We start from the raw sequence: 23898 nt of genomic DNA, 5'->3' as shown, positions 1-23898 counted from the left end.
CAATTCCAGTGAGGGGTAGCGGATGATCGACACTTTTATCGCCCATTTCGGCGAAATCCTGCCTTTCATCCTCGTCGGATTCGGCGCGCAGATCATCGACGGCGCGCTGGGCATGGCTTATGGCGTCATTTCCAGCACCCTGCTGCTGACCCTGGGCGTGTCGCCCAGCCGCGCCTCCGCCAGCGTCCATGTCGCCGAAACCTTCACCACCGGCGTATCGGCGATCAGCCATATCCTGCACCGCAATGTCGACTGGAAACTCTTCGCCCGGCTCATCATTCCCGGCGTGATCGGCGGCGTCAGCGGCGCCTATTTTCTGTCCAATATCGACGGCGCGGTGATCAAGCCTTTCGTTCTGGCCTATCTCGCCGCGATTGGCTTTTACCTCATCTGGCGCGGCTTCCATCTGCCGCCCAAGCCGCGCGATCCCAAATGGGTCGGACCGCTAGGCCTGATCGGCGGCTTCATGGACGCCAGCGGCGGCGGCGGCTGGGGACCGATCGTGACGTCGAACCTGCTGCTCCAGGGATCCAGCCCGCGGCACACGATCGGCACGGTCAATACGGTCGAATTCATCCTGACCCTGTCGATCAGCCTGACCTTCCTCCTCCATCTGGGCTGGGAAGCCTTCACCACCTATACGCTGGGCCTGCTGATCGGCGGCGTCATCGCCGCGCCCTTCGGCGCGATGCTGGCGCGCCGGGTCGCCCCCCGCATCATTTTCACCGCCGTCGGTGTGATCTTGACCATCACATCGCTGTTCGGTGTCGCCAAATATCTTGGATATATCGGCTAAAACGCTTATATTCGGATTTCTGATCGAGGAATCCGATAAATGTCCAGTTATCTGCCCACGCTCAAACAGCTGCAATATCTGGTTGCGCTCAAGGAACAGGGGCATTTCGGCAAGGCCGCCGACAGTTGCTTCGTCACCCAATCGACCCTTTCGGCGGGCATCCGCGAACTGGAATCGCTGATCGGCGTCACCTTGGTCGAGCGCACCCGCCGGGTAGTGCGCTTCACCGTCCTGGGCGATCGCATCGTGGTCAAGGCGCATCGCGTGCTGCGCGAGGCGGAGGAGCTGGCCGCCATCGCCGAGGCGTCGGGCAAGCCGCTGACCGGCGAGTTGCGGATGAGCGTGATCCCGACCATTGCGCCCTTCCTGCTGCCGCGGATGCTGCCCAGGCTGCGCGCCGACCGGCCCGACCTCAAACTCTATCTGCGCGAGGAAACGACCCAGGCGGGGATCGAATCGCTACGCCACGGCCATGTCGATTGCGTGCTGATGGCGCTGCCCTTCACCATGGGCGAGGTGGACAGCGAAATCCTGTTCCAGGACCGGCTCTATGTCGCCTTCCCGCATGACGAACCACGCGATCCGCCCGAATGGATCGGCCCCGACATGATCGACGAGAGCAAATTGTTGCTGCTGGAGGACGGCCATTGCCTGAAGGACCATGCGCTGGCCGCCTGTAACCGCCCGGACCTGCGCGCCAGCGCGACCATGATGGGCACATCGCTGCACACTCTGATCCAGATGGTCGACAATGGCCTGGGCATGACCATGATCCCCGAAATGGCTATCGCGAGCGGCATATTGGAACACACCCGGATCGTCGCGCGGCCGTTGCAGTCGGATCGCGCCTGGCGCGACATCGCGTTGGTGTGGCGCAAGAACAGCCCGCGCGAAAAGGAATTTCACCTGCTGGCCGGCATCTTGCGCGACGCCGCGGCGCTGAACTGCCGGTTGCCAGAAGCGGCTTAACTGCAAATAATCGTTGGTTTCGAGCGAAGTTGAGAAAAGCTGGCACAGGGCTATTCCTTTTCGACGTCGCTCGAAGCGAACGGAGGTTGTCAGCTACGCCAACCCTGCGCCTTCGCCTCATCCTCGGCCCGCGCCTCGACCCATTGAGTCGCACCGTCGCCAAAATGCTCCTTCTTCCAGAAGGGCGCGTCGGACTTCATCCAGTCGATCAGGAAGGCGCAGCTTTCCAGCGCAGCGGCGCGATGGCGCGACGCCGTGCCGACGAACACGATGCGCGCGCCCGGTTCCAGCCGCCCGAAACGATGGATCACGCTGACGCCCAGCAGCGGCCAGCGGGCCAGCGCCTCCTCCACGATCCGGTCGACCTGCGCCTGCGTCATCGCCGGATAATGTTCCAGTTCCAGCGCAATCAAACCGCCCTCCTCCCCGCGCACTATTCCGGTAAAGCTCGCCACGCCGCCACCGCCCAGCGCCTCCAGCGCGGCCAGTTCGGCGGCCACATCGAAATCCGCCGTCTGGATGGCGATCCGCTTCATCCGCCCGTCACCGGGGGAAACAGCGCCACTTCGCGCGCATCGCCGATTGGCGTGTCCAGCGGCGCGAAACGCTGGTCGATCGCCGCGCGCAGCCGGGTCGGATCTTCCAAAGCCTGCGCATAGCCACCACCCCGCGCGGCCAGCGTCGCGATCAGATCGGCCACGCTGCTATCCGGCGCGGGCCGCTCGACTTGCTCCTCGTCGCGGCCGATGACTTCGCGCACCCAGGCGAAATAGACGATGGTCAGTTCCGCCATCGCCGGTCAGTCCATATGCTTGATGCCGACGCGCAGATAGTCCCAGCCGGTGACCAGCGTCAGCATCGCCGCTGCCCACAGGGTGAATATGCCGACCGTCTGAACGAAGGGGATATGAGGCACCGCCCCGGCGAGAATCAGCGCACCCAGCGCGATGATCTGAAACGTGGTCTTCCACTTCGCCAGGCGCGACACCGGCACCGACACCTGCAGCCCGGCCAGAAATTCGCGCAGGCCCGACACCGCGATCTCGCGAAGTAGGATGATCATCGCGGCGGCGATATGGATGCCCGCTATGTCGCGGGTCGCGGCCAGCATCAGGATGACCGCGCCCACCATGATCTTGTCGGCGATGGGGTCCAGAAACACGCCCAGCTTCGACACCGTGCCCTGCGCGCGGGCGAGGTAGCCGTCGAAATAATCGGTCACGCCCATCAGGCAATAGAGGGCGAAGGCCAGCGCATAGCCGGTCGTCCAACGCGCGCCCTGTTCGGCCGGCCACAGCAGAGCGACCAGCAACGGCACCGTCACGATCCGCGAAAGCGTCAGCAAATTGGGCAGCGTGAGCATCGCCGCGAACTGCCACAGTCCGGCGCGGCATACAAGCAAAGCTGTACGCCCATGCCCAACCCATTGGACACAGACGTCGGCAACCGCTAGACCCCGCCCCGGTCGCTCACGGAAAAGAAGACGCCCCTATCCATGCAAGCCTCTCTCAGGCTCTTGAACAAGCGCCGTTTTCTGCCGCTTTTCATCACTCAACTGCTCGGCGCGTTCAACGACAATCTGTTCAAGAACGCGATGGTCCTGTTCGTAGTGTATCAGGTGTATAATGACGAGAAGTCGGAAACCTGGTTCAGCGCGCTGGCCACGGGCCTGTTCATCCTGCCCTTCTTCCTGCTGTCGGCGCTGTCGGGCCAATTGGCCGACCAGCGCGACAAGGCGGTCATCATCCGTTGGGTAAAGGCGGCCGAAATCGGCATCATGGGCGTGGGCGCGATCGGCCTTGGCCTCATTTGGAGCGGCATTGCGGTCCACACGCTGGCGATTCCGCTGCTGCTGATCGCGCTGTTCGCCATGGGCATCCATTCGACCTTCTTCGGTCCGATCAAATATGCGATCCTGCCCCAGCATCTGCATGACGACGAAGTGCTGGGCGGCACCGGCCTGGTCGAAGCGGGCACCTATATCGCAATCCTGGCCGGCACGATCCTGGCCGGCCTGATCCCGGTGGAGATCGCCGCGATCGGCATTATCATCACCGCGCTGATCGGCTATGTCGCCGGTCGCAAAGTGCCTTCCGCGCCGTCGCTGCTGGAACAGCAGCCGATCGACTTCCACATCATCCGCTCGTCCGTCGCGCTGGTGCGTGGCACGATGCATATCCGCCGCCTGTTTCTGGCGATCATGGCGATCAGCCTGTTCTGGGCGGTCGGATCGATCCTGTTCATCCAGTTCCCGCCGCTGGTGAAGAATGTCCTGACCGCCGACAAGCCGGTCGCCAGCCTGTTCCTGGCCATCTTCTCGATCGGCATTGCGATCGGCTCCGTGGCGATCAACCGGCTGTTGCAGGGCCATGTCTCGGCCAAATATGCGCCCGCGTCAGTGATCGGCATGGGGCTGTGCATCGTCGCCTTTCACATCGTGTGCGACCTGTGGACGCCCTCGCCGGACGGGCAAATGCTCTCGCTGACCGGCTTCCTGGCTCATCCGCTGGCGATTCCCCTGTCGTTCTGCCTGCTCGGCGTCGCGACCTTCGGCGGCATGTTCGTGGTTCCGCTCTACGCCTTCCTGACCACGACGGTCGAAAAATGCGAAGCGGCGCGCACAGTGGCGGCCAATAATATCGTCAATTCGGGCGCGATGGTGGTCGGATCGCTCTGCGCCATCGGCCTGAGCATCGCCGGCGTATCGGTGGTGATGCAGTTGCTGCTGGTCGCCTTCCTGACGCTGCCCTGCGCGGCGATGGCGTGGAAGCTGCACAAGGCCTGCGACGGCCCTCTATGCCACTGACCGGACACCCGGTCCTCGTCTCAGAAAATGAAGCTGTAGAAGGCCGTGAAGAAGGCCGCGAAGCTCAGGCCGAAAAGCTTCCAGTCGCTGTCGTCGTCGCTGACGCGCTTTTTGCGCGCGGACATATGGTCCGCCACGCGCAGCACATGGGCGGGCAGCCGCTGGCGGAAGGGATGGCGGGCCGATTCGGTGGTGAGGACGAGGGGTCGGTTTCGCATGATGATTGGTTAACGCGAAATTTACCATTTGGACCAGTCCCGATCGCGGCTAATTTCGCGCTGTCCCGGTGCGGGACAGGCTTGACTGTATGATATGAATAACACAGTATGACCCAAGACATGCCCGATTCCGCCCCACTCGATCCCTTCGCGCAACCACCGCGCGAGTTCGGCGCGGGTCCGCCCAGCGCCTTCGCGCTGCCCACGCCCTGGCGTCGCCGGCTCCAGATCACCGGATGGGTGATGGCCGCAGGCCTCGCCGTGCTGATGCTTCTGGTCGCCTGGCTCGCGGTCACGGCGCCGCTCTCCCGCTCGCTCAAGCCCATCGCCCCGCCCAGCATCAGCCTGACGTCGGCGGACGGCCACCTGATCGCCCGGCGCGGCGCGGTGATCGACCGTCCGGTGACGATGGCCGAACTCCCCGCCCATGTGCCGCAGGCGTTCATGGCGATCGAGGATCGCCGCTTCATGACCCATTGGGGCGTTGATCCGCGCGGCATCGCCCGCGCGATGTGGCATAATCTCTGGTCGGACGGATCGTCGCAGGGCGGCAGCACCATCACCCAGCAACTCGCCAAGGGCGTCTTCCTGTCCAGCGACCGCACCTTCGGCCGCAAGGCGCGCGAGGCGCTGATCGCACTCTGGCTGGAAGCGTGGCTGACCAAGGACCAGATCATGGAGAGATATCTCTCCAACGTCTATTTCGGCGACAATGTGTACGGCCTGCGCGCCGCGGCGCTCCATTATTTCAACCGCGCGCCCGAACGGCTGACCATCCCGCAGGCCGCGATGCTGGCGGGGCTGCTGAAGGCGCCCTCCCGCCTCGCCCCTACCAGCAACCTGAAAGGCGCGCGCGCGCGCGCCGCGCTGGTGACGCAGGCGATGGTCGATGCGGGCTATCTCGCCAAAGCGGAGCGCAACGCCCTGCCCCCCGCCCGGCTCAACGTCCATGACACGCCCGACGCCACCACCGGCACCTATTTCGCCGACTGGGTGCTTGCTGACGCGCGCGACCGCGCCGGGGCCGTCTATGGCGAACAGAAGATCGAGACCACGCTCGACTGGCGCATCCAGCGCCTTGCCGAAGCCGCCATCCGCCGCGCGCCCCTTGGCGGCGCGCAGGCCGCTTTGGTGGCGATGAAGCCCGACGGCAGCGTCGTCGCCATGGTCGGCGGCAAAAATTACGCCAAGAGCAGCTTCAACCGCGCGGTGCAGGCCAAGCGTCAACCGGGATCGACATTCAAGCTGTTCGTCTATCTCGCCGCCTTCCGCGCCGGGATGACGCCCGACGACATGATCGACGACACGCCGATCACCACCGGCGCCTACCGCCCCGCCAATCACAGCGGCAAGTATCGCGGCCGCATCACGTTGCGCCAGGCTTTCGCCGCGTCGAGCAACGTCGCGGCCGTGCGGCTGACGCAGAAGGTCGGCATCGACAATGTCATCAAGGTCGCCCGCGACCTGGGCGTCACCGCGCCGCTGACCGAAGATTTGAGCCTCGCGCTCGGCACGTCGGAAATCCCGCTGGTCGAACTGGCCGAGGCCTATGCGGCGGTCGCTGCCGGCGCCTATCCGGTGCTCGCCCATGGCCTGCCGCCCGAGGAACAGGGCTGGTTCGAAAAGCTGATGCAGCGCCAGCGGCAATTCAGCCAGGATCAGCTCGACATGATCCGCGACCTCCTCTCCTCCGCCGCCAATCGCGGCACCGGCAGCGCGGCGGCGCTGCGCACCAGCACGTTCGGGAAAACGGGTACGACGCAGGACAGCCGCGACGCCATCTTCGTCGGCTATGCCGGGGGCCTCGTGACCGCGGTATGGATCGGCAATGACGACAACGCCCCCCTGCCCGGCGGCGCGGCTGGCGGCGGCGTGCCTGCGCGCATCTGGCGCAATTTCATGAGCGGCGCGATCAACGAGCCGGTCGAGGACGCGCCGGAGGAGACGCAGGACGCCGACCTGGTCAACGCCATCGCCAATGTGACGGTGGAAACGGGGATCGGCAATGTCGGCGTCGGCCTGGACGAAGGCGGGATGACGGTGGATATCGGCGGCGGGCCAATACGTTTGCCGATCGCCCCGTCAGGCACGCCACCACCGAGGATAGTGCCGACGCAGTTGGATGAGGGCGAGGATAGCGGGCCTTAAGGGGCGATGGCTGCCCAATGCGGATGCACGCAGATTGCGCAGGTGGCGCGTCGCTGGCGCATCAGCGTCGCGTGCGAGTCGCGCAGGCGTCGTGGCCCCATGCCGGCTTAACAGGCGCTCCGCGCCTACGTCACCGCCACTATTGGCCGATTTCACCCGACAACGGAGTGAACTTCTGCCTTTCGCCCCGGTACGCCGCCTATTTCCCGTACCGCCCCTGCGCTACCCACTTCGCCGTCAGCGCCTTGGCCGCCTCGACATCTTGGTGGAAATCGACCTCCTGCCACTCCAGCCCCTCGATCGAGGCGGTGCCGACGCGGTTGCCCTTGGCGATGATGTCGATGGCGCGCAGATACCAGCGTTCGACGCCTTCGGGGGTGCGCATCATCTGGTCGATCTGGTTGCGGAAAATCGCCGGGCCTTCGCCGGTGAAGGCCAGCATACCGATCGATTCGGCATTGGTGTCGGGCGGCAACAGCCGCTTGCCGATATGATGCAACCGGCCGCTTGCGTCCCGGTTCACCTTCATGTCGTCATCGTCATAATCACCGTCCGCCTTTATATCGACGGTGACGGTGATGGCGTCCTGCGCCCCGGCGATCAGGCGTGCGACGATCTCGTCCGATATGATGGTGTCGCCGTTCAGGATGATGAAGTCGCAGTCCATCTCCTCCCGCACGATCCAGCAGGTGCCCAGATTATCGGCGACCTGGAAGAAGGGATTGAACACGCAACGGATGCGCGCGCCCGTTTCGCGATACAATTGCAGCGCATGATCCTCGACCCGCTCGGTACGGAATCCGGTGACGACGACGATATCGGTCACGCCATTGGCGACCAGTGCGGCGATCTGCCAACTGATGAGGGTGCGACCGTTGAACTCGATCATGCATTTGGGCACGTCGCGGGTCAGTGGAAGCAGGCGCGAACCCTGGCCGGCGGACAGGATGATGGCTTTGGTGATCGTCATGGGGGCGGCATTAGTCGGCAATCTTGCCAAAAAAAAGGCGGCATTTGCACTCGTTCCTGCGCTCGCCTAAAGCGCGGCGTGCTCCTGCGCAAATGAAGGACCAGTCGTCGGTGATGTTCAAACGCGGATCGGGGCAGACAAGCGACGGTTTCGCCCGCATCCTGGCCAATACCGGCTGGCTGCTGGGCGGCAAGGGCGTGGGCGCGGTGTTGAGCCTCGCCTATCTCGCCATCGTCACCCGCACGCTGGGCGTCGCGGATTTCGGCCGTTTCGCCCTTGTGCTGAGCGCAGCCAACGTCATCAAGACGCTGGTGAGCTTCGACAGCTGGCAGATCGTCGTGCGCTATGGCCAGCCGCATGTGACGGACGGGAATGGCGACGCCCTCAACCGCGTGCTGCGCTTCTGCATTCTGATCGACCTTGCCTCGGCGGTCGCCGGCGGCCTGATCGCCGCGGCCATCATCCTGCTCTTCGGCGATCTGCTGGGCCTGGATTCAAGGATGGGCGGGCCGGACATGGGATGGCAGGTCTGGGCCTTCTGCATGGTGATGATGATCACCATCCGATCCAGCCCGACCGGCATATTGCGCCTGTTCGACCGGTTCGATTCGGCCGCCTTCGCCGAAACCATGATCCCCGTCGGGCGGATGATCGGCGCAGGCGTGGCGCTGGCGGTCATGCCCGACATCAGCGGCTTCCTGATCGCCTGGGCCTTTGCCGAACTGCTCTGCGCCATAAGCTACTGGTATCTTGCGCTGAAGGTCGGACGCGGACGGATCGGTAATTGGCGCACCGGCCGGGCGCTGGACGCGCGCCGCGAAAATCCCGGCATCATCGGCTTCCTGACCGCCACCAATCTCCAGACCAGCCTGTCCTCCATCGGGCAGCAGGTCGCGGTGCTGATCGTCGGCGGCTTCGTCGGCCCGATGGGCGCGGGCCTCTACCGCCTCGCCAACCAGCTCGCCAATTCGCTGACCAAGATTTCCAGCCTGCTCTCGCGCAGCATCTTCGTCGAACTGTCCCGCACCAACACGCATGGCAAGGACGCGCTGGGCGCGCTGTTCCGCCGCACAAACCGGCTGGCGCTGGTGGCGGGCGCGGTCATCATCGGTCTGATCGTGACGATCGGCCATCCGCTGCTGGGGCTGATCGCGGGCAAGGATTTCGTGCCCGCCTATCCGCTGCTGCTATTGCTGGGGATCGCGGCCTGCATCGACCTGGTGGGGGTCAGCTATCGCCCGTTGCTGATGGCGACCGACCGGGCCGGCCTGTCGCTGCGCATCACCTTCGTTTCGACCCTGCTGCTGCTGGGGCTGCAATCGGCGCTGTTGCCGCTTTACGGCACGCGGGGCGCGGCAATGGCCAATGTCGCCGCCGCGCTCGCCGGTTTTGCGATGATGGGACTGGCCAGCCGACGCGCCATGCGCGGTTGAAGGCGTTAGCGAAACCGGGCTGGCGAATAAGCGCCCGGATCAAGGCTGGCGAAGGGCGGCGTTTCGCCCCGGATCAACGCGCTCGCCAGCAACGCCGCGGCAGGCGCGGTCTGGATACCGAAACCGCCCTGCCCGGCGAACCAGAAGAATCCCGGCACGTCGGGGTCGAAGCCATAGACAGGCGCGCGATCGGGCGCGAAGCTGCGCAGCCCCGCCCATTTCCGTTCGACCGCCGCGATCGGCCAATCGACCGCTTCCTCGAACCGGGCGATCGCCTCCGCCACCGCAAGTTCCTCCGGCGCGGCATCGCAGGGCGGCGACCATGATTCGTCATGCGGGGTCAACCACAACCGCCCCTGCCCTTCCGGCTTGAAGTAGAAGCGTTCGGACAGGTCCATGACCAGCGGCAGATCGGCCGAGGGCATCGTGGGCACGCGCAGTTGCGCCACGGTTCGTCGTAAAGGCTGGATGCCGATAGGGGCAACGCCGCAGGCGACCGCGACCGCATCGGCCCATGCCCCCGCCGCATCGATCAGCAGGCGGCACCGGATCGTCCCCTCGCTCGTCTCGATCCGCCAGCCATGTCCGTCGACCCGACCCGCAACCAGCATCGTGCCGAGCCGAATCTCGCCGCCCGATCGGCGGAAGCGGCGCAAATAGGCCGCATGGAGCGCCGCCACGTCGATATCCTGGCAACTCGCCTCCAGCACACCCAGCGTCCAATCCGGCCGCAAACCCGGCACCAGCGCCGCGGGATCGACAAGCTGCAAATCGACCTTGCCGGCAAATTGCGCGAGCAGCGCATCGCGCCGCGCTTCATCCCCTGCCCGTCCGATATGGAGCGTCCGCCGCGGCGACAGGAAACCGCCGTCGTGAAAATCGGCATCGGGCGTGGCGAGGAAAGACCCTGATGCCGTGGTCAGCGGCTGCACCTCCGCCCCGCCATAAGTCTCCTCCCAAAAGGCGACCGAACGGCCGGTGGCGTGATAACCCGGCCGATCCTCCATCTCCAGAATCAGCACGCGGGCGTCGGCCGCCAGATGCGCGCCAAGGCTGGCCCCGGCCATGCCGCCGCCGATGATGACGATATCCGGGTTATTCAACGCGCGGCCTCGTCCAGAAAAGCGTCGATCCGGTGAAGCGCGTCAAGGCGCACCGGGTCCAGCTCGCGCAATATCTCGTGCGCCGCCTCCCGGCCATAAATATGCAGCCGGGCGCTCGCGATCCGGCTCGCGACCTTGACGATGGCGGGCGTGGACACAAGCTGGTCCGCCTTGGTCGCCAGCACCAACAGCGGCGTCGCGATGCGGGCGATGGCGTCGCCTTGCGCCAGCGCCTGCGTCGAGTCCAGCGCCTGCAACACCCAGTTCCAGCTCGGCGGACCCAGCGCAATGTCGCGGCTATGATCGCGCCACCAGATTTCGTCGGCATAGCGGTCAGGATCATGCGTCAGTCTTTTCTGCCGCATTCGCCGCTGGCGTTCCGACTGCTCCTTCTGCGTCCAGGCGGGCAATTCTCCCCGACCCGTCCCCACCATGAAACGGGCGATCGCCACCGCCAGCCAGCGCGGCAAAGGCGCGCTATGGACGCCCAGCATCGGCGCGACCACGGCCGCCGCGTCGGGCGACGGCATCCCTTCGGCCAGCGCGCGCAACAGCATATGGCCGCCCATGCTGTGCGCCACCATCGCGGTCGGCCCGTCGCCTTCCGCGCGCCAGTCGGCCGCCAAGGCGTTCAGATCCACGATCCAGTTGGCAAAGTCGTCGATATGACCGCATAGGGGATCGTCGGTCAGTCGGCCCGATCCGCCCTGCCCGCGCCAGTCGAAGCTGGTCACGGCCCAGCCGCGCGCCGCCCAGTGATGGATGACCTCCAGATATTTTTCGATCATGTCGCCGCGGCCGCCCATCACCAGCATCCGCCCGCGCGCGCCCGAACCCAGCCGATAGCGACGGATCGGCCAGCCATCGGGCGCGGTCCAATAGTCCAGCCGCCCGCCTATCGGCCAGGCCCGCCGGTCGAATGCGGCAACGGGGAAGTCGGGTGAATCCATCTGTTCCATGGTTACGCTTTGGTAAGCCATATGGTCTAGGGGATAAGCCCCATGAACGGGGAAATTTTCCGATTGGCGCTGATAGGCGCTTTGGGCGCGCTGCTGATCGCGGCGGCGATCACGGATTTGCGGTCCCGCATCATTTCCAACCGCCTGAACCTGACGGTCGCGGCGCTGGCGCCCCTGTGGTGGCTGGCCAGCGGCCTCGACCTCTGGCCCGGCGTCGCCGTGCAACTGGTGGTCGGCGCGATCGTTTTCGCCCTTTTCGCCGCGCTGTTCGCAGCCGGCATGATGGGTGGCGGCGACGTCAAGCTGCTTGGCGCTTTGGCGCTATGGTTCCCATGGCAGGCCGTGCTGTCCCTGATCGTCCTGATGGCGATGCTGGGCGGCCTGGTGACGATCGTCACGGTCATCCATCACCGGATGACCAAAAGGCTGGGACAGCCTGAAATTCCTTATGGCGTCGCCATCTCGATCGCAGCCCTGTGGTTGCTTGGCGAACGATATCTTAACCATTTTGCGTGATGAGTGGGGCACTGGGGGCAGTGCACCCATTTGAGGGAGGCGAATTTCGTCATGGATGCTAAGAAGATCGTGCTGCTGGTGGGGGCGCTTATCATAGCGGTCACTACAGCCTTGCTTGCGCGCAGCATGTTGAGTTCGTCGAGCGCGCCGCAGGTGAACGCTGCGGCGATGCCGAATGAAGCCGACCAGCCCCATGTGCTGGTGGCGACCAAGGCTCTCCCCGTGGGCACCATTTTGGATGCGGAAAGCTTCCGTTTTCAGCCCTGGCCGAAAGATCTCATCGAACAGGCCTATTATCTCAAGGGTCAGGCAGATCCCGCCAAGCTGGCCGGCAGCGTCGTGCGCTCCGCCATCACGGCCGGACAACCGCTGACGCAGGGCGGCATCGTCAAGCCCGGCGATCGCGGCTTCCTCGCTGCGGCGCTTGGCCCTGGCATGCGCGCCGTGACGGTGCCCGTGTCGGCGCAAAGCTCGGTCGCAGGCTTCGTCTTTCCGGGCGACCGCATCGACCTTGTCCTGACGCAGAGCGTCAATGGTGGCGGCGATGGCGATCCGCTCCGCGTTTCCGAAACCATCCTGCGCAACCTGCGCGTGCTCGCCACCGACCAGCGCATGGATGCGATGGGCGCCGACGGCAAACCCGAAGTGCGCACCTATTCCAACGTCACCATCGAAGTGACGCCCAAGATCGCCGAGAAGATCGCGGTTTCGCAGACCATCGGATCGCTGTCGATGTCGCTCCGGTCGATCGCGGACACCGCGTCGGATCTGGATGCCGCCATTGCGGGAACCGACGTGGAGCTGCCCGACGGCGCCAATCCCAATGCCGAAAAATCGATCATTGCGAAGCTCGCCTCGCGCCCCGTCGATCGCGGCTCCACCTATTCGACCGGCGCCGACGTGTCGCGCTACCAGCGCAGCTCGGTCCCGGCAAAGGCCGAAGCGCCGATGTCGCCGATGGTGGCCGCCAATGGTGCGCCCATAGGCACCGTCGCCTTCAAGGGGCCGGTGATCCGCGTGGCCCGCGGCACTAACGTGACCGAAGTTCCGGTCGGGGGGAAGTAAGATGAAGAGCCTGCACAATCGCGCTCCGCGGCTTGCCGCTCCCGCGATCGCCTTTGGCCTTGCGATCGCTACGATCGCAGCGCCCACCACGGCCCTCAACGCCGCGCCGTCCAGCAATCAGGACAATGCGATCCTGATGTCGGTCGGTGGCAGCCGGGTCGTCAACCTGCCGTCCAAAATGTCGGACGTGGTGATCGCCGACCCCGATGTGGTCGACGTTCATGTCCGTTCGCAGAACCAGCTTTATCTGATCGCGAAGAAAGCCGGAGAAACCACCGTCTTCGCGACCGCGCCCAACGGCAAGGTGCTGTTTTCGGGAACGGTCCGCGTCGGCAACAACCTGACCAGCATCGACGACATGCTGCGCCTGGCGATGCCCGGCGCGAACATCGCGGTCAACAAGATGAACGGTATGATTCTCCTGACCGGCACGATCCAGGCGCCGGAGGATGCAGCGGAGGCCGAGCGGCTGACGCAGGCCTTCGTTGGCAAGGAAGTGACCGTGGTCAGCCGCCTGCGCATGGCGACGCCGTTGCAGGTGATGCTGCAGGTCAAGATCGCCGAAGTCAGCAAGGATCTGGGTCATAAGATCGGCGTGAACATCGCATCGGTGGACCGCGGATCGGGCACGGCCGGTTATATCGGCGGCGGCACGCGCAACTTTGCGAATTATACCCGCGGCGAAACGACGGTCACGGCCAATTCGGACGGCACCTCGACGGTGACGGGCACGCCCAGCTACTGGACGTTCAACAACATCGTCAACGGCGGCTACAGCATTGGCGGCGTTGCGAAGCTTCTGGGTATCGACGTCGCCGCAGCGCTGGACCTGGCCGAATCAAGTGGCTTGTCCACGACATTGGCGCAGCCGAACCTGACCGCCTTGTCGGGAGAAACCGCCAGCTTCCTGGCCGGCGGCGAATATCCCTACACCGTGAGCAACGGGACGCAGGGCAACAGCATCGAATTCAAGCAATATGGCGTGCAGTTGGCCTTCACGCCGACGGTGCTGGCTGACGGTCGCATTTCGCTGCGCGTCCGCCCGACGGTGTCCAGCCTGGACTTCACGATCAACGCCAATGTGCCCGCGCTCAAGAGCCGCACGGCGGAAACCACCGTGGAGCTGGGTTCGGGCCAAGCCTTCATGATCGCGGGGCTGCTCAACAATGAGACCGGCAACACCATTAACAAGGTGCCGGGCCTGGGCGACATCCCGATCCTGGGCAGCCTGTTTAAGTCGCGCTCTTTCCAGCGGTCCGAAACCGAACTGGTCATCATCGTCACGCCTTATCTGGCTAAACCGATGAATGCGTCGGACGTGCGCCTGCCGACCGACGGCTTCCGCAACGCCACCCAGGCGCAGGGCCTGCTGTTGCAACAGGGCAATGATGGCGTCAGCGGCGCACGCGGTCAGGGTCCAACCCGCGCACCCGGCGCTCCGACGCCCGTCGGCCCGCAAGCCGCAGCGACCGTGCGCAGCGACAACAAGGCAAAGCCAGGGGCCGTCGCTCCCGGTTTCAGCTTCTGACGGAAGGCATAAGACATGACCTCTCTTCCCATCAAGGCGTTCGCAACCATCGCGATCCTTGCGCTGCCTATGACGGCCCATGCGCTGCCCCGTTCCAATCGCAGCGTGGATTCCGTCCACCAGCCCGTGGTGGGACATAGCGCCTACACGTTCGACGTGCTGGCAGGCTCTAATGGCAGCCTGACCCCAAACGAAGCCATCCGGCTGAACGACTGGTTCACGTCGATCGGCCTTGGCTATGGCGACAATGTCGCTATCATCACGGACGGCGGCTATTTCAGCGCCACCCTGCGGGAAGATATCGACAATGTCGTGGCCCGCTATGGCCTGCTGGTGGCGACCGACAGTTCAGCGGAAGCCGGCCAGGCGCCCGCAGGCAGCGTGCGCCTGATCGTCCGTCGCGCGACCGCCAGCGTTCCCAGCTGCCCCGATTGGCATGCAAAGCAGGAAACCGACATGAACCTCGGCACCAGCTCCAACTTCGGGTGCGGCGTCAACAGCAACTTCGCAGTCATGGTCGCCAATCCGGAAGATCTGGTTCGTGGCCAGAGCAGCGACAGCGACCTGCGCACGGCGACATCGAACCGCGCCATTTCTACCTATCGCGACAAGGCGCCGACCGGCGCTGGCGACCTCAAGCAGATGACGGCGGGAGGGCAATAAGATGAACGCACCCTGGAAACCCGGCGCTACCGGGCCACGCGACCCCTTCCATGCCTTCGTCTGCGACGATCATAGCTTCGACATGCTGCGCGCCGTCGCCGCCGAACTGGGCTGGGCGCCGGAAAAGGTGAACAAGGGCGGAATGCGCAACGCGGTGCAGAGCCTGTCAATCACCGCCAGCCCACAGATTCTGTTCGTCGACATGTCCGAAAGCGGCGATCCGCTGAACGATATCAACAGCCTCGCGGAAGTCTGCGAGCCCGGCACGGTGGTCATCGCGGCGGGGCAGGTCAATGACGTGCGCCTCTATCGCGACCTCGTCGCCAGCGGCATTCAGGACTATCTGCTCAAGCCCTTCGGTGCAGACCAGCTCCGCGACGCGCTGGCGCAGGCGCAGGCCGTGTTCATGGCGCCGCGCGACGCCGCGCCGGAACGCCCGCACGCCACCATGGCCGTGATCGGCACCCGCGGCGGCGTGGGCGCGTCCAGCATCGCAACCTCGCTCGCCTGGATGCTGGCGGAAAAGAAGAAGCGCCCGACCGCGCTGCTCGACCTCGACGTTCATTTCGGCACCAATGCGCTGGCCATGGACCTGGAGCCGGGCCGCGGCCTGACCGACGCGATCGAAAACCCAAGCCGCATCGACGGCCTGTTCATCGAACGCGCCATGGTGCGGGCGAGCGACACGCTGGCGATCCTGTCGGCCGAAGCGCCGATCAGCCAGCCGATGATGACCGATGGCGGCGCCTTCTACCAGTTGCTGGAGGAATTCCGCCTCGCCTTCGAATGCAGCGTCATGGACCTGCCGCGTAACATGCTGATCCAGCATCCGCACCTGATGGCCGACGTCAACGTGACGCTGGTCGTGACGGAACTGACGCTGGCGGCGGCGCGCGACACCATTCGCATTCTGTCCTGGCTGAAGACCAACGCGCCGCAGACGCGCGTGCTGGTAGTCGCCAACCGGGTCCATCCCGGCGCGCCTGAGATCAGCCGCAAGGATTTCGAGCAATCGATCGAACGCAAGGTGGACGTGATCGTGCCGTTCGACCTGCGGATCGCATCGCAGGCGGCGAAGCTGGGCAAGACGCTGGCCGAAACCGCCAAGGGCAGCAAGGTCGGTGCGGCCTGCGCCAGCTTGCTGGACGAGGTGCTCGGCGCTGCCGACCGCGAGGATGAGGCCGCGGCGCCGAAGGGCGCACGCAAGAAGGGCGACTCCCTGCTCGGCAAGATCGGCGACTTCCGGTCGATGATGCCGTCGCGCCGCAAGGAAAAAGCTGCGCTGGACAATTGATCGCGTGCGCCGCCGCTCATCGGCGGCGCGGCTTCTTAAAAGACAGGCGACGAGATGGACGGTAATTTCATCCTGATAACGGTGCTGATCGCGACCCTGCTGGGGTTGGGCGTGGTCGCGTTCGCCGGTCCGTCGCCGGACAAGGCGCGCAAACGCCGCGTCGCGATGATCCGCGGCCGTCACAGCGAATCCGCCGAAGCGCTGCTGGAAGCGCGGATGCGCAAGGTCATTTCCAATCGCGCGACCGGCGTCGAAGCCAAGATGCTGGTGTCGCTGATTCCGAACCCGGAAAATCTGACCAAGCGTCTGAAGATGACCGGCAAGAAATGGACGCTCAGCCAATATATGACGGCGAGCGCAGGCATATTCCTGCTGCTGTCGGCGTTGCTGATGATTCGCGGCTTCCCCTTCCTGTTCGCCGTCATGTTCGGCCTCGCCGCCGGGCTTGGCCTGCCGCACTGGTGGGTCGGGCGGCTGATCAACAAGCGCGTCCAGAAATTCAATGCCAAATTTCCCGATGCGTTGGAACTGCTGACCCGCGGCTTGCGGTCGGGTCTGCCGATCGCCGAAACACTGGGCATCGTGTCAAGCGAAATTCCCGGACCGGTTGGCGAGGAATTCAAGCTGATTACCGAACGCATCAAGATCGGCCGGACCATGGAGCAGGCGCTCCAGGAAACCGCTGACCGTCTGGGCACGCCCGAATTCCAGTTCTTCGTCATCACCCTGGCGATCCAGCGGGAAACGGGCGGCAACCTGGCCGAAACACTTTCCAACCTGGCCACAGTGCTGCGCCAGCGTGCGCAGATGAAGCTGAAGATCCGGGCCATGTCGTCGGAATCGAAGGCGTCCGCCTATATCATCGGCGTACTGCCTTTCCTCGTGTTCGGCATGATTTGCTACATCAACTTCAACTATATGAGTCCCTTCTTCACCCCCGATCCGGCGGGCATTTTCGGGCTAGGAACGATGCAGGTGATCGGCATTGGCGGCATGTGTTGGATGGGCATCGGCGCCTTTATCATGGCGCAGATGGTCAACTTCGAAATCTGATCGGGAAGGGATAAGAAATATGGACGCCCCTGCCCCAGCCGGCACGCTCTTTGGCCTGACGGCAACCGATTTCGGCACGCTGCTGGCCGCGCTGGCCACCCTGGCCGTGTTGTTCGCGCTCTATGCGGTCATGACCGTGCGCGACCCCATGGCCAAGCGCGTCAAGGCGCTCAACGATCGGCGCGAACAGCTGAAAGCGGGCATCACCGCATCGACGGCCAAGCGCCGCGCAAAACTGGTCCGCAAGAATCAGACGACCGATAATATGCGGTCCTTTCTGTCGAGCCTGAAGGTTCTCCAGGACGACCAACTGAAAGACGCGCAGATCCGCCTGGCGCAGGCCGGGATCCGATCCAAGGACTGGGCCGTCGCGGTCATCTTCGGCCGGATGATCCTGCCGATCGTGATCGGCGGCTTTACCGCGATCATGCTCTATGGCGTCGGCATCGAACCCGAATGGGGTCCGATGAAGCGCTTCTTCGCCTTCGCAGCAGCGCTGCTGCTCGCCTACAAGGCGCCCGATCTCTATATCAACAACAAGGTTCAAAAGCGCTCGGCCGCCATCCGCAAAGGGCTGCCCGACGCGCTTGACCTGCTGGTCATCTGCGCCGAAGCGGGCCTGACCGTCGATGCCGCCTTCAATCGCGTGTCGCGCGAACTGGGCAAGGCCTATCCCGAACTGGGCGACGAGTTTCAGCTGACGGCGATCGAGCTGAGCTTCCTGACCGAACGACGCATGGCATTCGAAAATCTGGCGACCCGCGTGAAGCTCGACGCGATCAAGGGCGTGGTCACGACCATGATCCAGACCGAGAAATACGGCACCCCGCTCGCCTCCGCGCTGCGCGTGCTGTCAGCCGAATTCCGCCATGAACGTATGATGCGCGCCGAAGAAAAGGCCGCGCGCCTGCCCGCGATCATGACGGTGCCGCTGATCCTTTTCATCCTGCCGACCCTGTTCGTCGTCATCCTGGGTCCGGCGGCCTGTTCGATCAGCACCGCATTCTAAAAACTTTGGAGAGCGGGACAGACGCTGCCGTAGCGTCGCCCGAAAAGCCTGCCCGCCACGCCTCAAAAAGGCGGTGGCGGCCAGGCTTTTTCATGCTTATCCTTGCATCAAACACAAGGAGTGGATCGCATGAAACTGGCCATTTTCGCCACCGCAACCCTGACCGCCGCCTTTGCCGCTATGCCCGCGCAGGCGGCCCAGCCGGTTACCGGCCGATGGGCAACCGTGGATGGCAAGGCGATCGTCCAGATTGCGCCATGCGGCGGGGATGTGTGCGGCAGGATCGAAAAAATCGTCAAGCCCACACCGGGTCGGCCGCACACTGACATCAAGAATCCTGATCCCGCGCTACGATCGAAGCCGCTCGTCGGCTTGGCGCTATTGTCGGGGTTCGAGGATGCCGGCGATCATTGGAAGGGTACGATCTACGATCCCGAAAGCGGTAAAAGCTATACGTCCAAGCTCACCCGTAACGGCAACGGCACGCTCAAGGTGCAGGGCTGCATCGCCTTCTTCTGCAAGACCCAGACCTGGACACCGGTCCGCTAAATCTGGACCAGATGCGCGACATCCTTCGCGCTCTCTTCGGCGATGCTTCCCTGGCGGACGATCCGGCCGTTCTGCATAGCGCAGTAGCGGTCGGCGAAGCGCCAGACGAAGTCGAGATATTGTTCGACCACCAGCACGGTCATGCCCAGTTCGTCGCGGACATGGACGAGCGCCGCCTCGATCTGCTGCACGACATTGGGCTGTATGCCCTCCGTCGGTTCGTCCAGCAGCAGCAGGCTGGGCTCCCCGGCCAGCGCACGACCGATGGCGAGCTGCTGCTGCTCGCCGCCGGACAGGAAGCCGGCGGCGCGGCCGCGGATATCGTACAGCTTGGGAAACAAGTCGAAGATATGCTGGGGCACTTTTGCCGCGCCTTTGCCCCTCCCAGCGAGCGCGGACCGGCCCGTCTCCAGATTTTCCATGACGGTCAGCTGCGGGAAGACATGCCGCCCCTGCGGCACGAAGCCGATGCCGGCGCGCGAGCGCTTGTGGGCGGGCAGCTTCGCAATCTCCTGCCCGTCGAAACGGATCGTGCCGCCAACCGTGGGGTGCGTGCCCATGATCGCGTGCAGCAGCGTCGTCTTGCCGACGCCGTTGCGGCCGATCAACGCCATCACCTGTCCCCGCTCCAAGGTCAGATCGACGTCCCACAAAACCTGGCTCTGTCCATAGGCGCTGGACAGGGCGGCGATTTCGATCAGCGGCGCGCTCATGCGGTGTGGCCCAGATAGACGGCGGCGACTTCTGCGTCGGCGCGGACTTCGGCAATGCTACCCTGTTTCAAGAACTTGCCCTGGTGCATGACGGTGACGGGCGCGGCGAGTTGTTCGACAAAGCTCATGTCATGATCGATCACCAGAACGGTGCGGCTGTCGCCCAGCCCCAGGATCAACTGCGCGGTGCGGCTGGTTTCGGCCGGGCCCATGCCCGCGGTCGGCTCATCCAGCAGCAACAGTTCCGCGCCGGTCGCCATGACCATCGCAATCTCCAGCCATTGCTTCTCGCCATGGGCGAGCGTGCCGGCCTCCACCCCGGCGCGATGGGTCAGGCCGACGCTTTCCAGCGCTTCTTCCACCGCCCGCTTTTCGTCCGCCGGGATGCCTGCGCCAAAACTCTTCCACCAGCGCCGATCTTTGCGGGCGGCGAGCCCCAGATTGTCGCGCACGCTGAGCGTCGGCAGCACGCCGGGCGCCTGGAATTTGCGGCAGATGCCGCGCGCGACGATCTGTTGTTCAGGCAGGCGTTGGATTTCCTCTCCTTTGAACAGGACGCGACCCGTGCTGGGGCGGACGCGGCCGATGATCGTATCGCACAGCGTCGATTTACCCGCGCCATTGGGACCGATCACCACGCGGGTTTCGCCGCGATTGAGCGTCATGCTGAAATTATCGAGCGCCTTGAAGCCGCTATAGTCGATGGTGACGCCATCGACGCTGAGCACCTGGTCGGAAACCGCCGAACCGCTCATGCCGCTTTCCCCTGGACCAGCCCGGCAAGGCCGCGTGGCAACAGGGTGACGACGAAGATGAAGAGCACACCCATCAGATAGAGCCACAATTCAGGGAAGGCGCTCGACACGGCATCGCGCGCCAGATTGACGAGCAGCGCGCCCACGATCGCCCCCGCCAGGCTGTAGCGGCCACCGATCGCGACCCACACAACCATCTCGATCGAGGGGACCACGCCGATCAAGGCAGGCGACACGACGCCCGCGTGGAGAGTGAAGAGCGCGCCGCCGATCCCGGCCAGCATCGCGGCGATGGCGAAGGCGACGACCTTGAAGGGCGTGGGGCTGTAGCCGAGGAAGCGCACGCGATTCTCGCCATCGCGCGCAGCGCGCAGCAATATGCCAAAGCGCGAGGCCAGCAGCCAGCGTAGAGCGATGAAGGCGACGCACAGGACCGCCAGCGTCACCCAATAGAGGCCCGATCCGGTTCCGGGGCTGGCGAGGCCGAAGCCGAAGACGGAATAGAAGTCTGTGAGGCCGTTGAAGCCGCCGGTCACATCCTGCCGACTGATGATGAGGGTGGAGAAGGCCAGCGCCAGCGCCTGGGTAATGAGCGCGAAATAAGTGCCGCCGACGCGCCGGTGGAACACCGCCCAGGAGAAGAGCGCGCCTACCAAGGTCGGCACGATCAGGATCGCGGCGATGGTGAAGGCGGGGCTGGAAAAGGGTATCCACCAGAAGGGCAGACTGTCCCGGCCGCTCCACACCATGAAGTCGGGGATTTCGCCCGAAGGCAGGTCCGCCAGCTTCATATGCAGGGCGATGGCGTAACCGCCCAGGCCGAAAAAGACCCCCTGCCCCAGGCTCAAAATGCCGCCATGGCCCCAGATGAGGACAAGGCCGAGCGCAAGAATGCCCATCGCCATGAAGCGGGCGAGCAGGTTGAGGTCATAAGCCGACAGCGCGAAGGGCGCGACGAGGCCGAGCGCCAGCAGCAGCCAGGGCAGGACAGGCTTCAGCGGATCAAGGCGGGACAGGTCAGGCATCGAGTTGGCGGGTCTTTACGGCGATCACCCCTTGCGGGCGGACCTGGATGAAGAGGATGACGAAGACGAGCAGCAGCATCTGCGCGACGCTGACATCGACGAAAATCTGGGCGAGCGCAGCGAATAGGCCAAGGATGATGGCCGAGGCGGTCGTGCCGACTATGCTGCCCAGGCCGCCCATCACGACGACGAGGAAGGCCGGGATGATATAGCTTTGCCCGACATTGGGCGTGACCGGACCGAGCAGCGCCAGCATCACGCCCGCCAGGCCCGCGACGCCCGACCCCAAGCAGAAGATAGCGAAGTCCACCCGCTTCACATCAATGCCGGACGCGGAGGCCATCATCCGGTCCTGATTGACGGCGCGGACCAGCAGCCCGATCCGGGTCTTGAGCAGCAACAGCGCCAGGCCACCCAGCACAAGCGCCGCAATCAGGATGATGAACAGGCGCGCCGATGGCAATGTGACGCCGAATGCCACGAAGCTGCCGGTCAGCCATTCGGGTGCGCGCACCTCCACCCCGACCGCGCCGAACAGGTCGCGCGCGCCCTGTTGCAGGATCAGGCTGACGCCCCAGGTCGCGAGCAAAGTATCGAGCGGCCGCGCCGACAGCCGACGGATCAGGGTGGATTGAATGAAGCCGCCCATCGCCGCCGCGCCGACGAAAGCGACCGGAATGGCCAGGATGATCCCAAGCGCGCCCGGCACCACGAGCAGCGTCATCCAGGCGAGATAGCCGCCCAGCATCAGCATTTCGCCATGCGCCATGTTGATGACGCGCATCAGCCCGAAGGAGAGTGCAAGGCCGAGCGCTGCGAGCAGATACAGCGAAGCCAGCGAGGCGCCGTTGAACAGCTGGTTGAGGAAAAGGGCATCCATGCGCTTAAAAATCCGTTCGTCCTGAACGAAGTCGAAGGACTTGCCTGAGCGAAGCGAAGGTATCTCGCTCCATTCGATGAAGGGCTTCGACAGGCTCAGCCCGAACGGGGTTGTGGGACATTGTTACAGCTTGCAGGTCTTGCCGGGGAAGGCGAGCACGTCATAAGGCTCCGGCGCGATGTCCTTGCCGCTGTCGGCGATGATCTCGAACTGCCCGTCGCCCTTCAGCTTGCCGATATAGGCCTTCTGCACCAGGCTCTGGTTGGCCGCGAAGCTGACCTTGCCCATCGGCGTGTCGAAGCCGCCCAGCGACGCCGCGGCCTTGCGCACCGCTTGCGGGTCGAAGCTTTTGGCCTTCTCCACCGCCGCCTTCCATGCATAGACATCGAGATAGCCATGGACCATCGGGTCGGTGATCGCCGCATCCTTGCCGAACTTCGCCTTATAGGCGGCGATAAACCTGGCGTTGGCGTCGCCGGGCAGGCTCTGGAAATAATTCCAGGCGGCATAGCTGCCCTCAACCAGGCCGGCGCCCATCGCCTGCGCTTCCTGCTCGCCGATCGAGAAGGACATGACCGGCATCGTCTTGGTGTTGATGCCCGCGGCCTGCAACTGCTTGAAGAAGGCGACATTGCTGTCGCCGTTCAACGTGTTGATGATCATGGCAGGCTTGGCTTGCGCGATCTTGGCGATGACACCGGAGAAATCGGTGCCGCCCAGCGGCACATAGGCTTCGCCCAGCACCTTCATGCCCTGCTTTTCGATATGTTTTTTCAGGATCAGGTTGGCGGTGCGGGGATAGACATAGTCGGAGCCGACCAGGAAGAAGCTCTTATGCCCCTGCGCCATCGCCCATTCCAGCGCGGGCAGCGCCTGCTGGTTGGGCTGCGCGCCCGAATACATGATGTTGGGCGAACATTCATTGCCCTCAAACTGCACCGGATACCAGAGCAGGTTCTTGGTGCGTTCAAACACCGGCAGCATCGCCTTGCGGCTGGCCGACGTCCAGCCGCCGAAAACGGTCGAAACGCCGTCGCTCTCGATCAGCTTCGACGCCTTCTGCGCGAAGGTGGAAGGATCGGACGCGCCGTCCTCGACCAGGGCGTTGATCTGCTTGCCCATCACGCCGCCGGCCGCGTTGATCTCCTCGATCGCCAGCATCTCGGCATTTTTCACCGTGATCTCGCTGATCGCCATGGTGCCGGTCAGGGACTGGAGAACACCGACCGAGACAGTATCGCCCGCAGGCGCGCTGGCGTTGCCGTTGCCGCCCGAACATGCGGTGAGCGCCAGGGCGCAGGCGGAAGTGGCAAGCAAAAGCAGCCTGGAACGGATCATGATGTGAAGGTCTCCTTGGGGCAGGACCGAATGCGGCGCTGCAGCAATCTCGTGCTTAAAGGCTATGGAAAGCCGCCTAGCGCCCGTATGCGTCATTTGACGTAGGCT

The 23898-nt window shown here is 64.4% G+C and carries 25 protein-coding genes; 13 read left to right on the top strand and 12 right to left on the bottom strand.

Annotated elements, in window-relative coordinates; all coding sequences use genetic code 11:
- The first annotated feature begins 22 nt into the window (after nucleotides 1-22).
- Both V473_RS04220 and V473_RS04215 read left to right on the top strand, forming a co-directional pair.
- Nucleotides 23-796 (top strand): sulfite exporter TauE/SafE family protein, encoded by a 774-nt coding sequence (locus tag V473_RS04220; protein WP_066600937.1) that lies wholly within the window; start codon nucleotides 23-25, stop codon nucleotides 794-796.
- 39 nt (nucleotides 797-835) lie between these two features.
- Complete coding sequence (locus V473_RS04215) at nucleotides 836-1765, top strand: hydrogen peroxide-inducible genes activator (protein WP_066600935.1); 930 nt, start codon at nucleotides 836-838, stop codon at nucleotides 1763-1765.
- A gap of 89 nt (nucleotides 1766-1854) precedes the next feature.
- Here the strand turns inward: V473_RS04215 and V473_RS04210 are convergent, their stop codons facing one another.
- From V473_RS04210 to pgsA, 3 genes are read right to left on the bottom strand one after another with little or no spacing between them, the layout of a single operon-like run.
- On the bottom strand, nucleotides 1855-2301 hold the full coding sequence (locus V473_RS04210; RefSeq protein WP_066600933.1) for a molybdenum cofactor biosynthesis protein MoaE: 447 nt from the start codon (nucleotides 2299-2301) through the stop codon (nucleotides 1855-1857).
- Nucleotides 2298-2558 (bottom strand): MoaD/ThiS family protein, encoded by a 261-nt coding sequence (locus V473_RS04205; RefSeq protein WP_066600931.1) that lies wholly within the window; start codon nucleotides 2556-2558, stop codon nucleotides 2298-2300. Before V473_RS04205 ends, V473_RS04210 begins: the two co-directional genes overlap by 4 nt.
- Nucleotides 2559-2564: 6 nt before the next feature.
- The gene (gene pgsA / locus V473_RS04200; protein ID WP_066600929.1) at nucleotides 2565-3128 is read right to left on the bottom strand and encodes a CDP-diacylglycerol--glycerol-3-phosphate 3-phosphatidyltransferase; all 564 of its coding nucleotides are present in this window, start codon (nucleotides 3126-3128) and stop codon (nucleotides 2565-2567) included.
- Nucleotides 3129-3260: 132 nt separating this feature from the next.
- Between pgsA and V473_RS04195 the strand changes: the two genes are divergently transcribed.
- Nucleotides 3261-4571, top strand: coding sequence for an MFS transporter (locus tag V473_RS04195; RefSeq protein ID WP_066600928.1), 1311 nt, complete (start codon nucleotides 3261-3263; stop codon nucleotides 4569-4571).
- Nucleotides 4572-4591: 20 nt separating this feature from the next.
- Here the strand turns inward: V473_RS04195 and V473_RS04190 are convergent, their stop codons facing one another.
- Entirely contained in the window at nucleotides 4592-4789 is a 198-nt protein-coding gene (locus V473_RS04190) for a hypothetical protein (protein WP_066600926.1), read from the bottom strand.
- A gap of 120 nt (nucleotides 4790-4909) precedes the next feature.
- On the opposite strand from V473_RS04190, the gene V473_RS04185 reads away from it, so the two are divergent.
- Nucleotides 4910-6937, top strand: a complete 2028-nt coding sequence (locus V473_RS04185) for a transglycosylase domain-containing protein (RefSeq protein WP_408021485.1) — start codon at nucleotides 4910-4912, stop codon at nucleotides 6935-6937.
- Between the two features lie 199 nt (nucleotides 6938-7136).
- Here the strand turns inward: V473_RS04185 and V473_RS04180 are convergent, their stop codons facing one another.
- Complete coding sequence (locus tag V473_RS04180) at nucleotides 7137-7907, bottom strand: phosphocholine cytidylyltransferase family protein (protein WP_066600924.1); 771 nt, start codon at nucleotides 7905-7907, stop codon at nucleotides 7137-7139.
- A gap of 113 nt (nucleotides 7908-8020) precedes the next feature.
- Between V473_RS04180 and V473_RS04175 the strand changes: the two genes are divergently transcribed.
- On the top strand, nucleotides 8021-9340 hold the full coding sequence (locus V473_RS04175; protein WP_066604998.1) for a lipopolysaccharide biosynthesis protein: 1320 nt from the start codon (nucleotides 8021-8023) through the stop codon (nucleotides 9338-9340).
- A 5-nt stretch (nucleotides 9341-9345) separates the two neighbouring features.
- On the opposite strand, the gene V473_RS04170 is transcribed toward V473_RS04175, so the two are convergent.
- Both V473_RS04170 and V473_RS04165 read right to left on the bottom strand, forming a co-directional pair.
- Nucleotides 9346-10443, bottom strand: a complete 1098-nt coding sequence (locus V473_RS04170; protein WP_066600922.1) for an NAD(P)/FAD-dependent oxidoreductase — start codon at nucleotides 10441-10443, stop codon at nucleotides 9346-9348.
- Nucleotides 10440-11402 carry an alpha/beta fold hydrolase gene (locus tag V473_RS04165; protein WP_242495913.1) on the bottom strand — a complete coding sequence of 321 codons (963 nt, stop codon included), beginning with the start codon at nucleotides 11400-11402 and terminating at the stop codon, nucleotides 10440-10442. The genes V473_RS04170 and V473_RS04165 overlap by 4 nt, the downstream gene beginning before the upstream one ends.
- Nucleotides 11403-11444: 42 nt before the next feature.
- Here V473_RS04165 and V473_RS04160 point away from each other — a divergent pair, with 42 nt between their 5' ends.
- The 8 genes from V473_RS04160 to V473_RS04125 all read left to right on the top strand — a co-directional run bounded on the left by V473_RS04160 (nucleotide 11445) and on the right by V473_RS04125 (nucleotide 19079).
- Nucleotides 11445-11918 carry an A24 family peptidase gene (locus V473_RS04160; protein WP_066600921.1) on the top strand — a complete coding sequence of 158 codons (474 nt, stop codon included), beginning with the start codon at nucleotides 11445-11447 and terminating at the stop codon, nucleotides 11916-11918.
- Between the two features lie 51 nt (nucleotides 11919-11969).
- On the top strand, nucleotides 11970-12983 hold the full coding sequence (gene cpaB, locus V473_RS04155; RefSeq protein ID WP_066600920.1) for a Flp pilus assembly protein CpaB: 1014 nt from the start codon (nucleotides 11970-11972) through the stop codon (nucleotides 12981-12983).
- A gap of 1 nt (nucleotide 12984) precedes the next feature.
- Nucleotides 12985-14511: a type II and III secretion system protein family protein gene (locus V473_RS04150; RefSeq protein ID WP_066600919.1), complete on the top strand. Its 1527-nt coding sequence runs from the start codon at nucleotides 12985-12987 to the stop codon at nucleotides 14509-14511.
- A 15-nt stretch (nucleotides 14512-14526) separates the two neighbouring features.
- Nucleotides 14527-15174, top strand: a complete 648-nt coding sequence (locus tag V473_RS04145; protein ID WP_066600918.1) for a CpaD family pilus assembly protein — start codon at nucleotides 14527-14529, stop codon at nucleotides 15172-15174.
- Nucleotide 15175: 1 nt separating this feature from the next.
- Entirely contained in the window at nucleotides 15176-16468 is a 1293-nt protein-coding gene (locus tag V473_RS04140; RefSeq protein WP_066600917.1) for a pilus assembly protein CpaE, read from the top strand.
- 54 nt (nucleotides 16469-16522) lie between these two features.
- Nucleotides 16523-17521 carry a type II secretion system F family protein gene (locus V473_RS04135; protein ID WP_066600915.1) on the top strand — a complete coding sequence of 333 codons (999 nt, stop codon included), beginning with the start codon at nucleotides 16523-16525 and terminating at the stop codon, nucleotides 17519-17521.
- Between the two features lie 19 nt (nucleotides 17522-17540).
- Complete coding sequence (locus V473_RS04130) at nucleotides 17541-18530, top strand: type II secretion system F family protein (RefSeq protein ID WP_066600913.1); 990 nt, start codon at nucleotides 17541-17543, stop codon at nucleotides 18528-18530.
- A gap of 129 nt (nucleotides 18531-18659) precedes the next feature.
- Complete coding sequence (locus V473_RS04125; RefSeq protein WP_066600911.1) at nucleotides 18660-19079, top strand: DUF2147 domain-containing protein; 420 nt, start codon at nucleotides 18660-18662, stop codon at nucleotides 19077-19079.
- On the opposite strand, the gene urtE is transcribed toward V473_RS04125, so the two are convergent.
- The 5 genes from urtE to urtA form a co-directional block, all read right to left on the bottom strand.
- Nucleotides 19076-19792, bottom strand: coding sequence for an urea ABC transporter ATP-binding subunit UrtE (gene urtE, locus V473_RS04120; RefSeq protein ID WP_066600910.1), 717 nt, complete (start codon nucleotides 19790-19792; stop codon nucleotides 19076-19078). The two genes, V473_RS04125 and urtE, sit on opposite strands and share 4 nt — an antisense overlap.
- On the bottom strand, nucleotides 19789-20547 hold the full coding sequence (urtD, locus tag V473_RS04115) for an urea ABC transporter ATP-binding protein UrtD (protein ID WP_066600909.1): 759 nt from the start codon (nucleotides 20545-20547) through the stop codon (nucleotides 19789-19791). Before urtD ends, urtE begins: the two co-directional genes overlap by 4 nt.
- Nucleotides 20544-21572 carry an urea ABC transporter permease subunit UrtC gene (gene urtC, locus V473_RS04110; RefSeq protein WP_148648323.1) on the bottom strand — a complete coding sequence of 343 codons (1029 nt, stop codon included), beginning with the start codon at nucleotides 21570-21572 and terminating at the stop codon, nucleotides 20544-20546. Before urtC ends, urtD begins: the two co-directional genes overlap by 4 nt.
- Nucleotides 21565-22452 carry an urea ABC transporter permease subunit UrtB gene (gene urtB / locus V473_RS04105; protein WP_066600906.1) on the bottom strand — a complete coding sequence of 296 codons (888 nt, stop codon included), beginning with the start codon at nucleotides 22450-22452 and terminating at the stop codon, nucleotides 21565-21567. The genes urtC and urtB overlap by 8 nt, the downstream gene beginning before the upstream one ends.
- A 123-nt stretch (nucleotides 22453-22575) precedes the next feature.
- The gene (urtA, locus tag V473_RS04100; protein WP_066600905.1) at nucleotides 22576-23790 is read right to left on the bottom strand and encodes an urea ABC transporter substrate-binding protein; all 1215 of its coding nucleotides are present in this window, start codon (nucleotides 23788-23790) and stop codon (nucleotides 22576-22578) included.
- Between the last annotated feature and the right edge of the window lie 108 nt (nucleotides 23791-23898).

It is taken from the genome of Sphingobium cupriresistens LL01, from assembly GCF_001046645.1.
Taxonomy (GTDB): Bacteria; Pseudomonadota; Alphaproteobacteria; order Sphingomonadales; family Sphingomonadaceae; genus Sphingobium; species Sphingobium cupriresistens.
Note: the sequence above shows the minus strand (reverse complement) of the source record. Positions and strands in the feature narration are given on the sequence as shown.

Excerpts from the sequence above, each read along its gene's own strand:
- V473_RS04220 (WP_066600937.1), top strand. The coding sequence starts at position 23 with ATGATCGACACTTTTATCGCCCATTTCGGCGAAATCCTGCCTTTCATC.
- V473_RS04215 (WP_066600935.1), top strand. The coding sequence starts at position 836 with ATGTCCAGTTATCTGCCCACGCTCAAACAGCTGCAATATCTGGTTGCG.
- V473_RS04210 (WP_066600933.1), bottom strand. The coding sequence starts at position 2,301 with ATGAAGCGGATCGCCATCCAGACGGCGGATTTCGATGTGGCCGCCGAA.
- V473_RS04205 (WP_066600931.1), bottom strand. The coding sequence starts at position 2,558 with ATGGCGGAACTGACCATCGTCTATTTCGCCTGGGTGCGCGAAGTCATC.
- pgsA (WP_066600929.1), bottom strand. The coding sequence starts at position 3,128 with ATGCTCACGCTGCCCAATTTGCTGACGCTTTCGCGGATCGTGACGGTG.
- V473_RS04195 (WP_066600928.1), top strand. The coding sequence starts at position 3,261 with ATGCAAGCCTCTCTCAGGCTCTTGAACAAGCGCCGTTTTCTGCCGCTT.
- V473_RS04190 (WP_066600926.1), bottom strand. The coding sequence starts at position 4,789 with ATGCGAAACCGACCCCTCGTCCTCACCACCGAATCGGCCCGCCATCCC.
- V473_RS04185 (WP_408021485.1), top strand. The coding sequence starts at position 4,910 with ATGCCCGATTCCGCCCCACTCGATCCCTTCGCGCAACCACCGCGCGAG.
- V473_RS04180 (WP_066600924.1), bottom strand. The coding sequence starts at position 7,907 with ATGACGATCACCAAAGCCATCATCCTGTCCGCCGGCCAGGGTTCGCGC.
- V473_RS04175 (WP_066604998.1), top strand. The coding sequence starts at position 8,021 with ATGTTCAAACGCGGATCGGGGCAGACAAGCGACGGTTTCGCCCGCATC.
- V473_RS04165 (WP_242495913.1), bottom strand. The coding sequence starts at position 11,402 with ATGGAACAGATGGATTCACCCGACTTCCCCGTTGCCGCATTCGACCGG.
- V473_RS04160 (WP_066600921.1), top strand. The coding sequence starts at position 11,445 with ATGAACGGGGAAATTTTCCGATTGGCGCTGATAGGCGCTTTGGGCGCG.
- cpaB (WP_066600920.1), top strand. The coding sequence starts at position 11,970 with ATGGATGCTAAGAAGATCGTGCTGCTGGTGGGGGCGCTTATCATAGCG.
- V473_RS04150 (WP_066600919.1), top strand. The coding sequence starts at position 12,985 with ATGAAGAGCCTGCACAATCGCGCTCCGCGGCTTGCCGCTCCCGCGATC.
- V473_RS04145 (WP_066600918.1), top strand. The coding sequence starts at position 14,527 with ATGACCTCTCTTCCCATCAAGGCGTTCGCAACCATCGCGATCCTTGCG.
- V473_RS04140 (WP_066600917.1), top strand. The coding sequence starts at position 15,176 with ATGAACGCACCCTGGAAACCCGGCGCTACCGGGCCACGCGACCCCTTC.
- V473_RS04135 (WP_066600915.1), top strand. The coding sequence starts at position 16,523 with ATGGACGGTAATTTCATCCTGATAACGGTGCTGATCGCGACCCTGCTG.
- V473_RS04130 (WP_066600913.1), top strand. The coding sequence starts at position 17,541 with ATGGACGCCCCTGCCCCAGCCGGCACGCTCTTTGGCCTGACGGCAACC.
- V473_RS04125 (WP_066600911.1), top strand. The coding sequence starts at position 18,660 with ATGAAACTGGCCATTTTCGCCACCGCAACCCTGACCGCCGCCTTTGCC.
- urtE (WP_066600910.1), bottom strand. The coding sequence starts at position 19,792 with ATGAGCGCGCCGCTGATCGAAATCGCCGCCCTGTCCAGCGCCTATGGA.
- urtD (WP_066600909.1), bottom strand. The coding sequence starts at position 20,547 with ATGAGCGGTTCGGCGGTTTCCGACCAGGTGCTCAGCGTCGATGGCGTC.
- urtC (WP_148648323.1), bottom strand. The coding sequence starts at position 21,572 with ATGCCTGACCTGTCCCGCCTTGATCCGCTGAAGCCTGTCCTGCCCTGG.
- urtB (WP_066600906.1), bottom strand. The coding sequence starts at position 22,452 with ATGGATGCCCTTTTCCTCAACCAGCTGTTCAACGGCGCCTCGCTGGCT.
- urtA (WP_066600905.1), bottom strand. The coding sequence starts at position 23,790 with ATGATCCGTTCCAGGCTGCTTTTGCTTGCCACTTCCGCCTGCGCCCTG.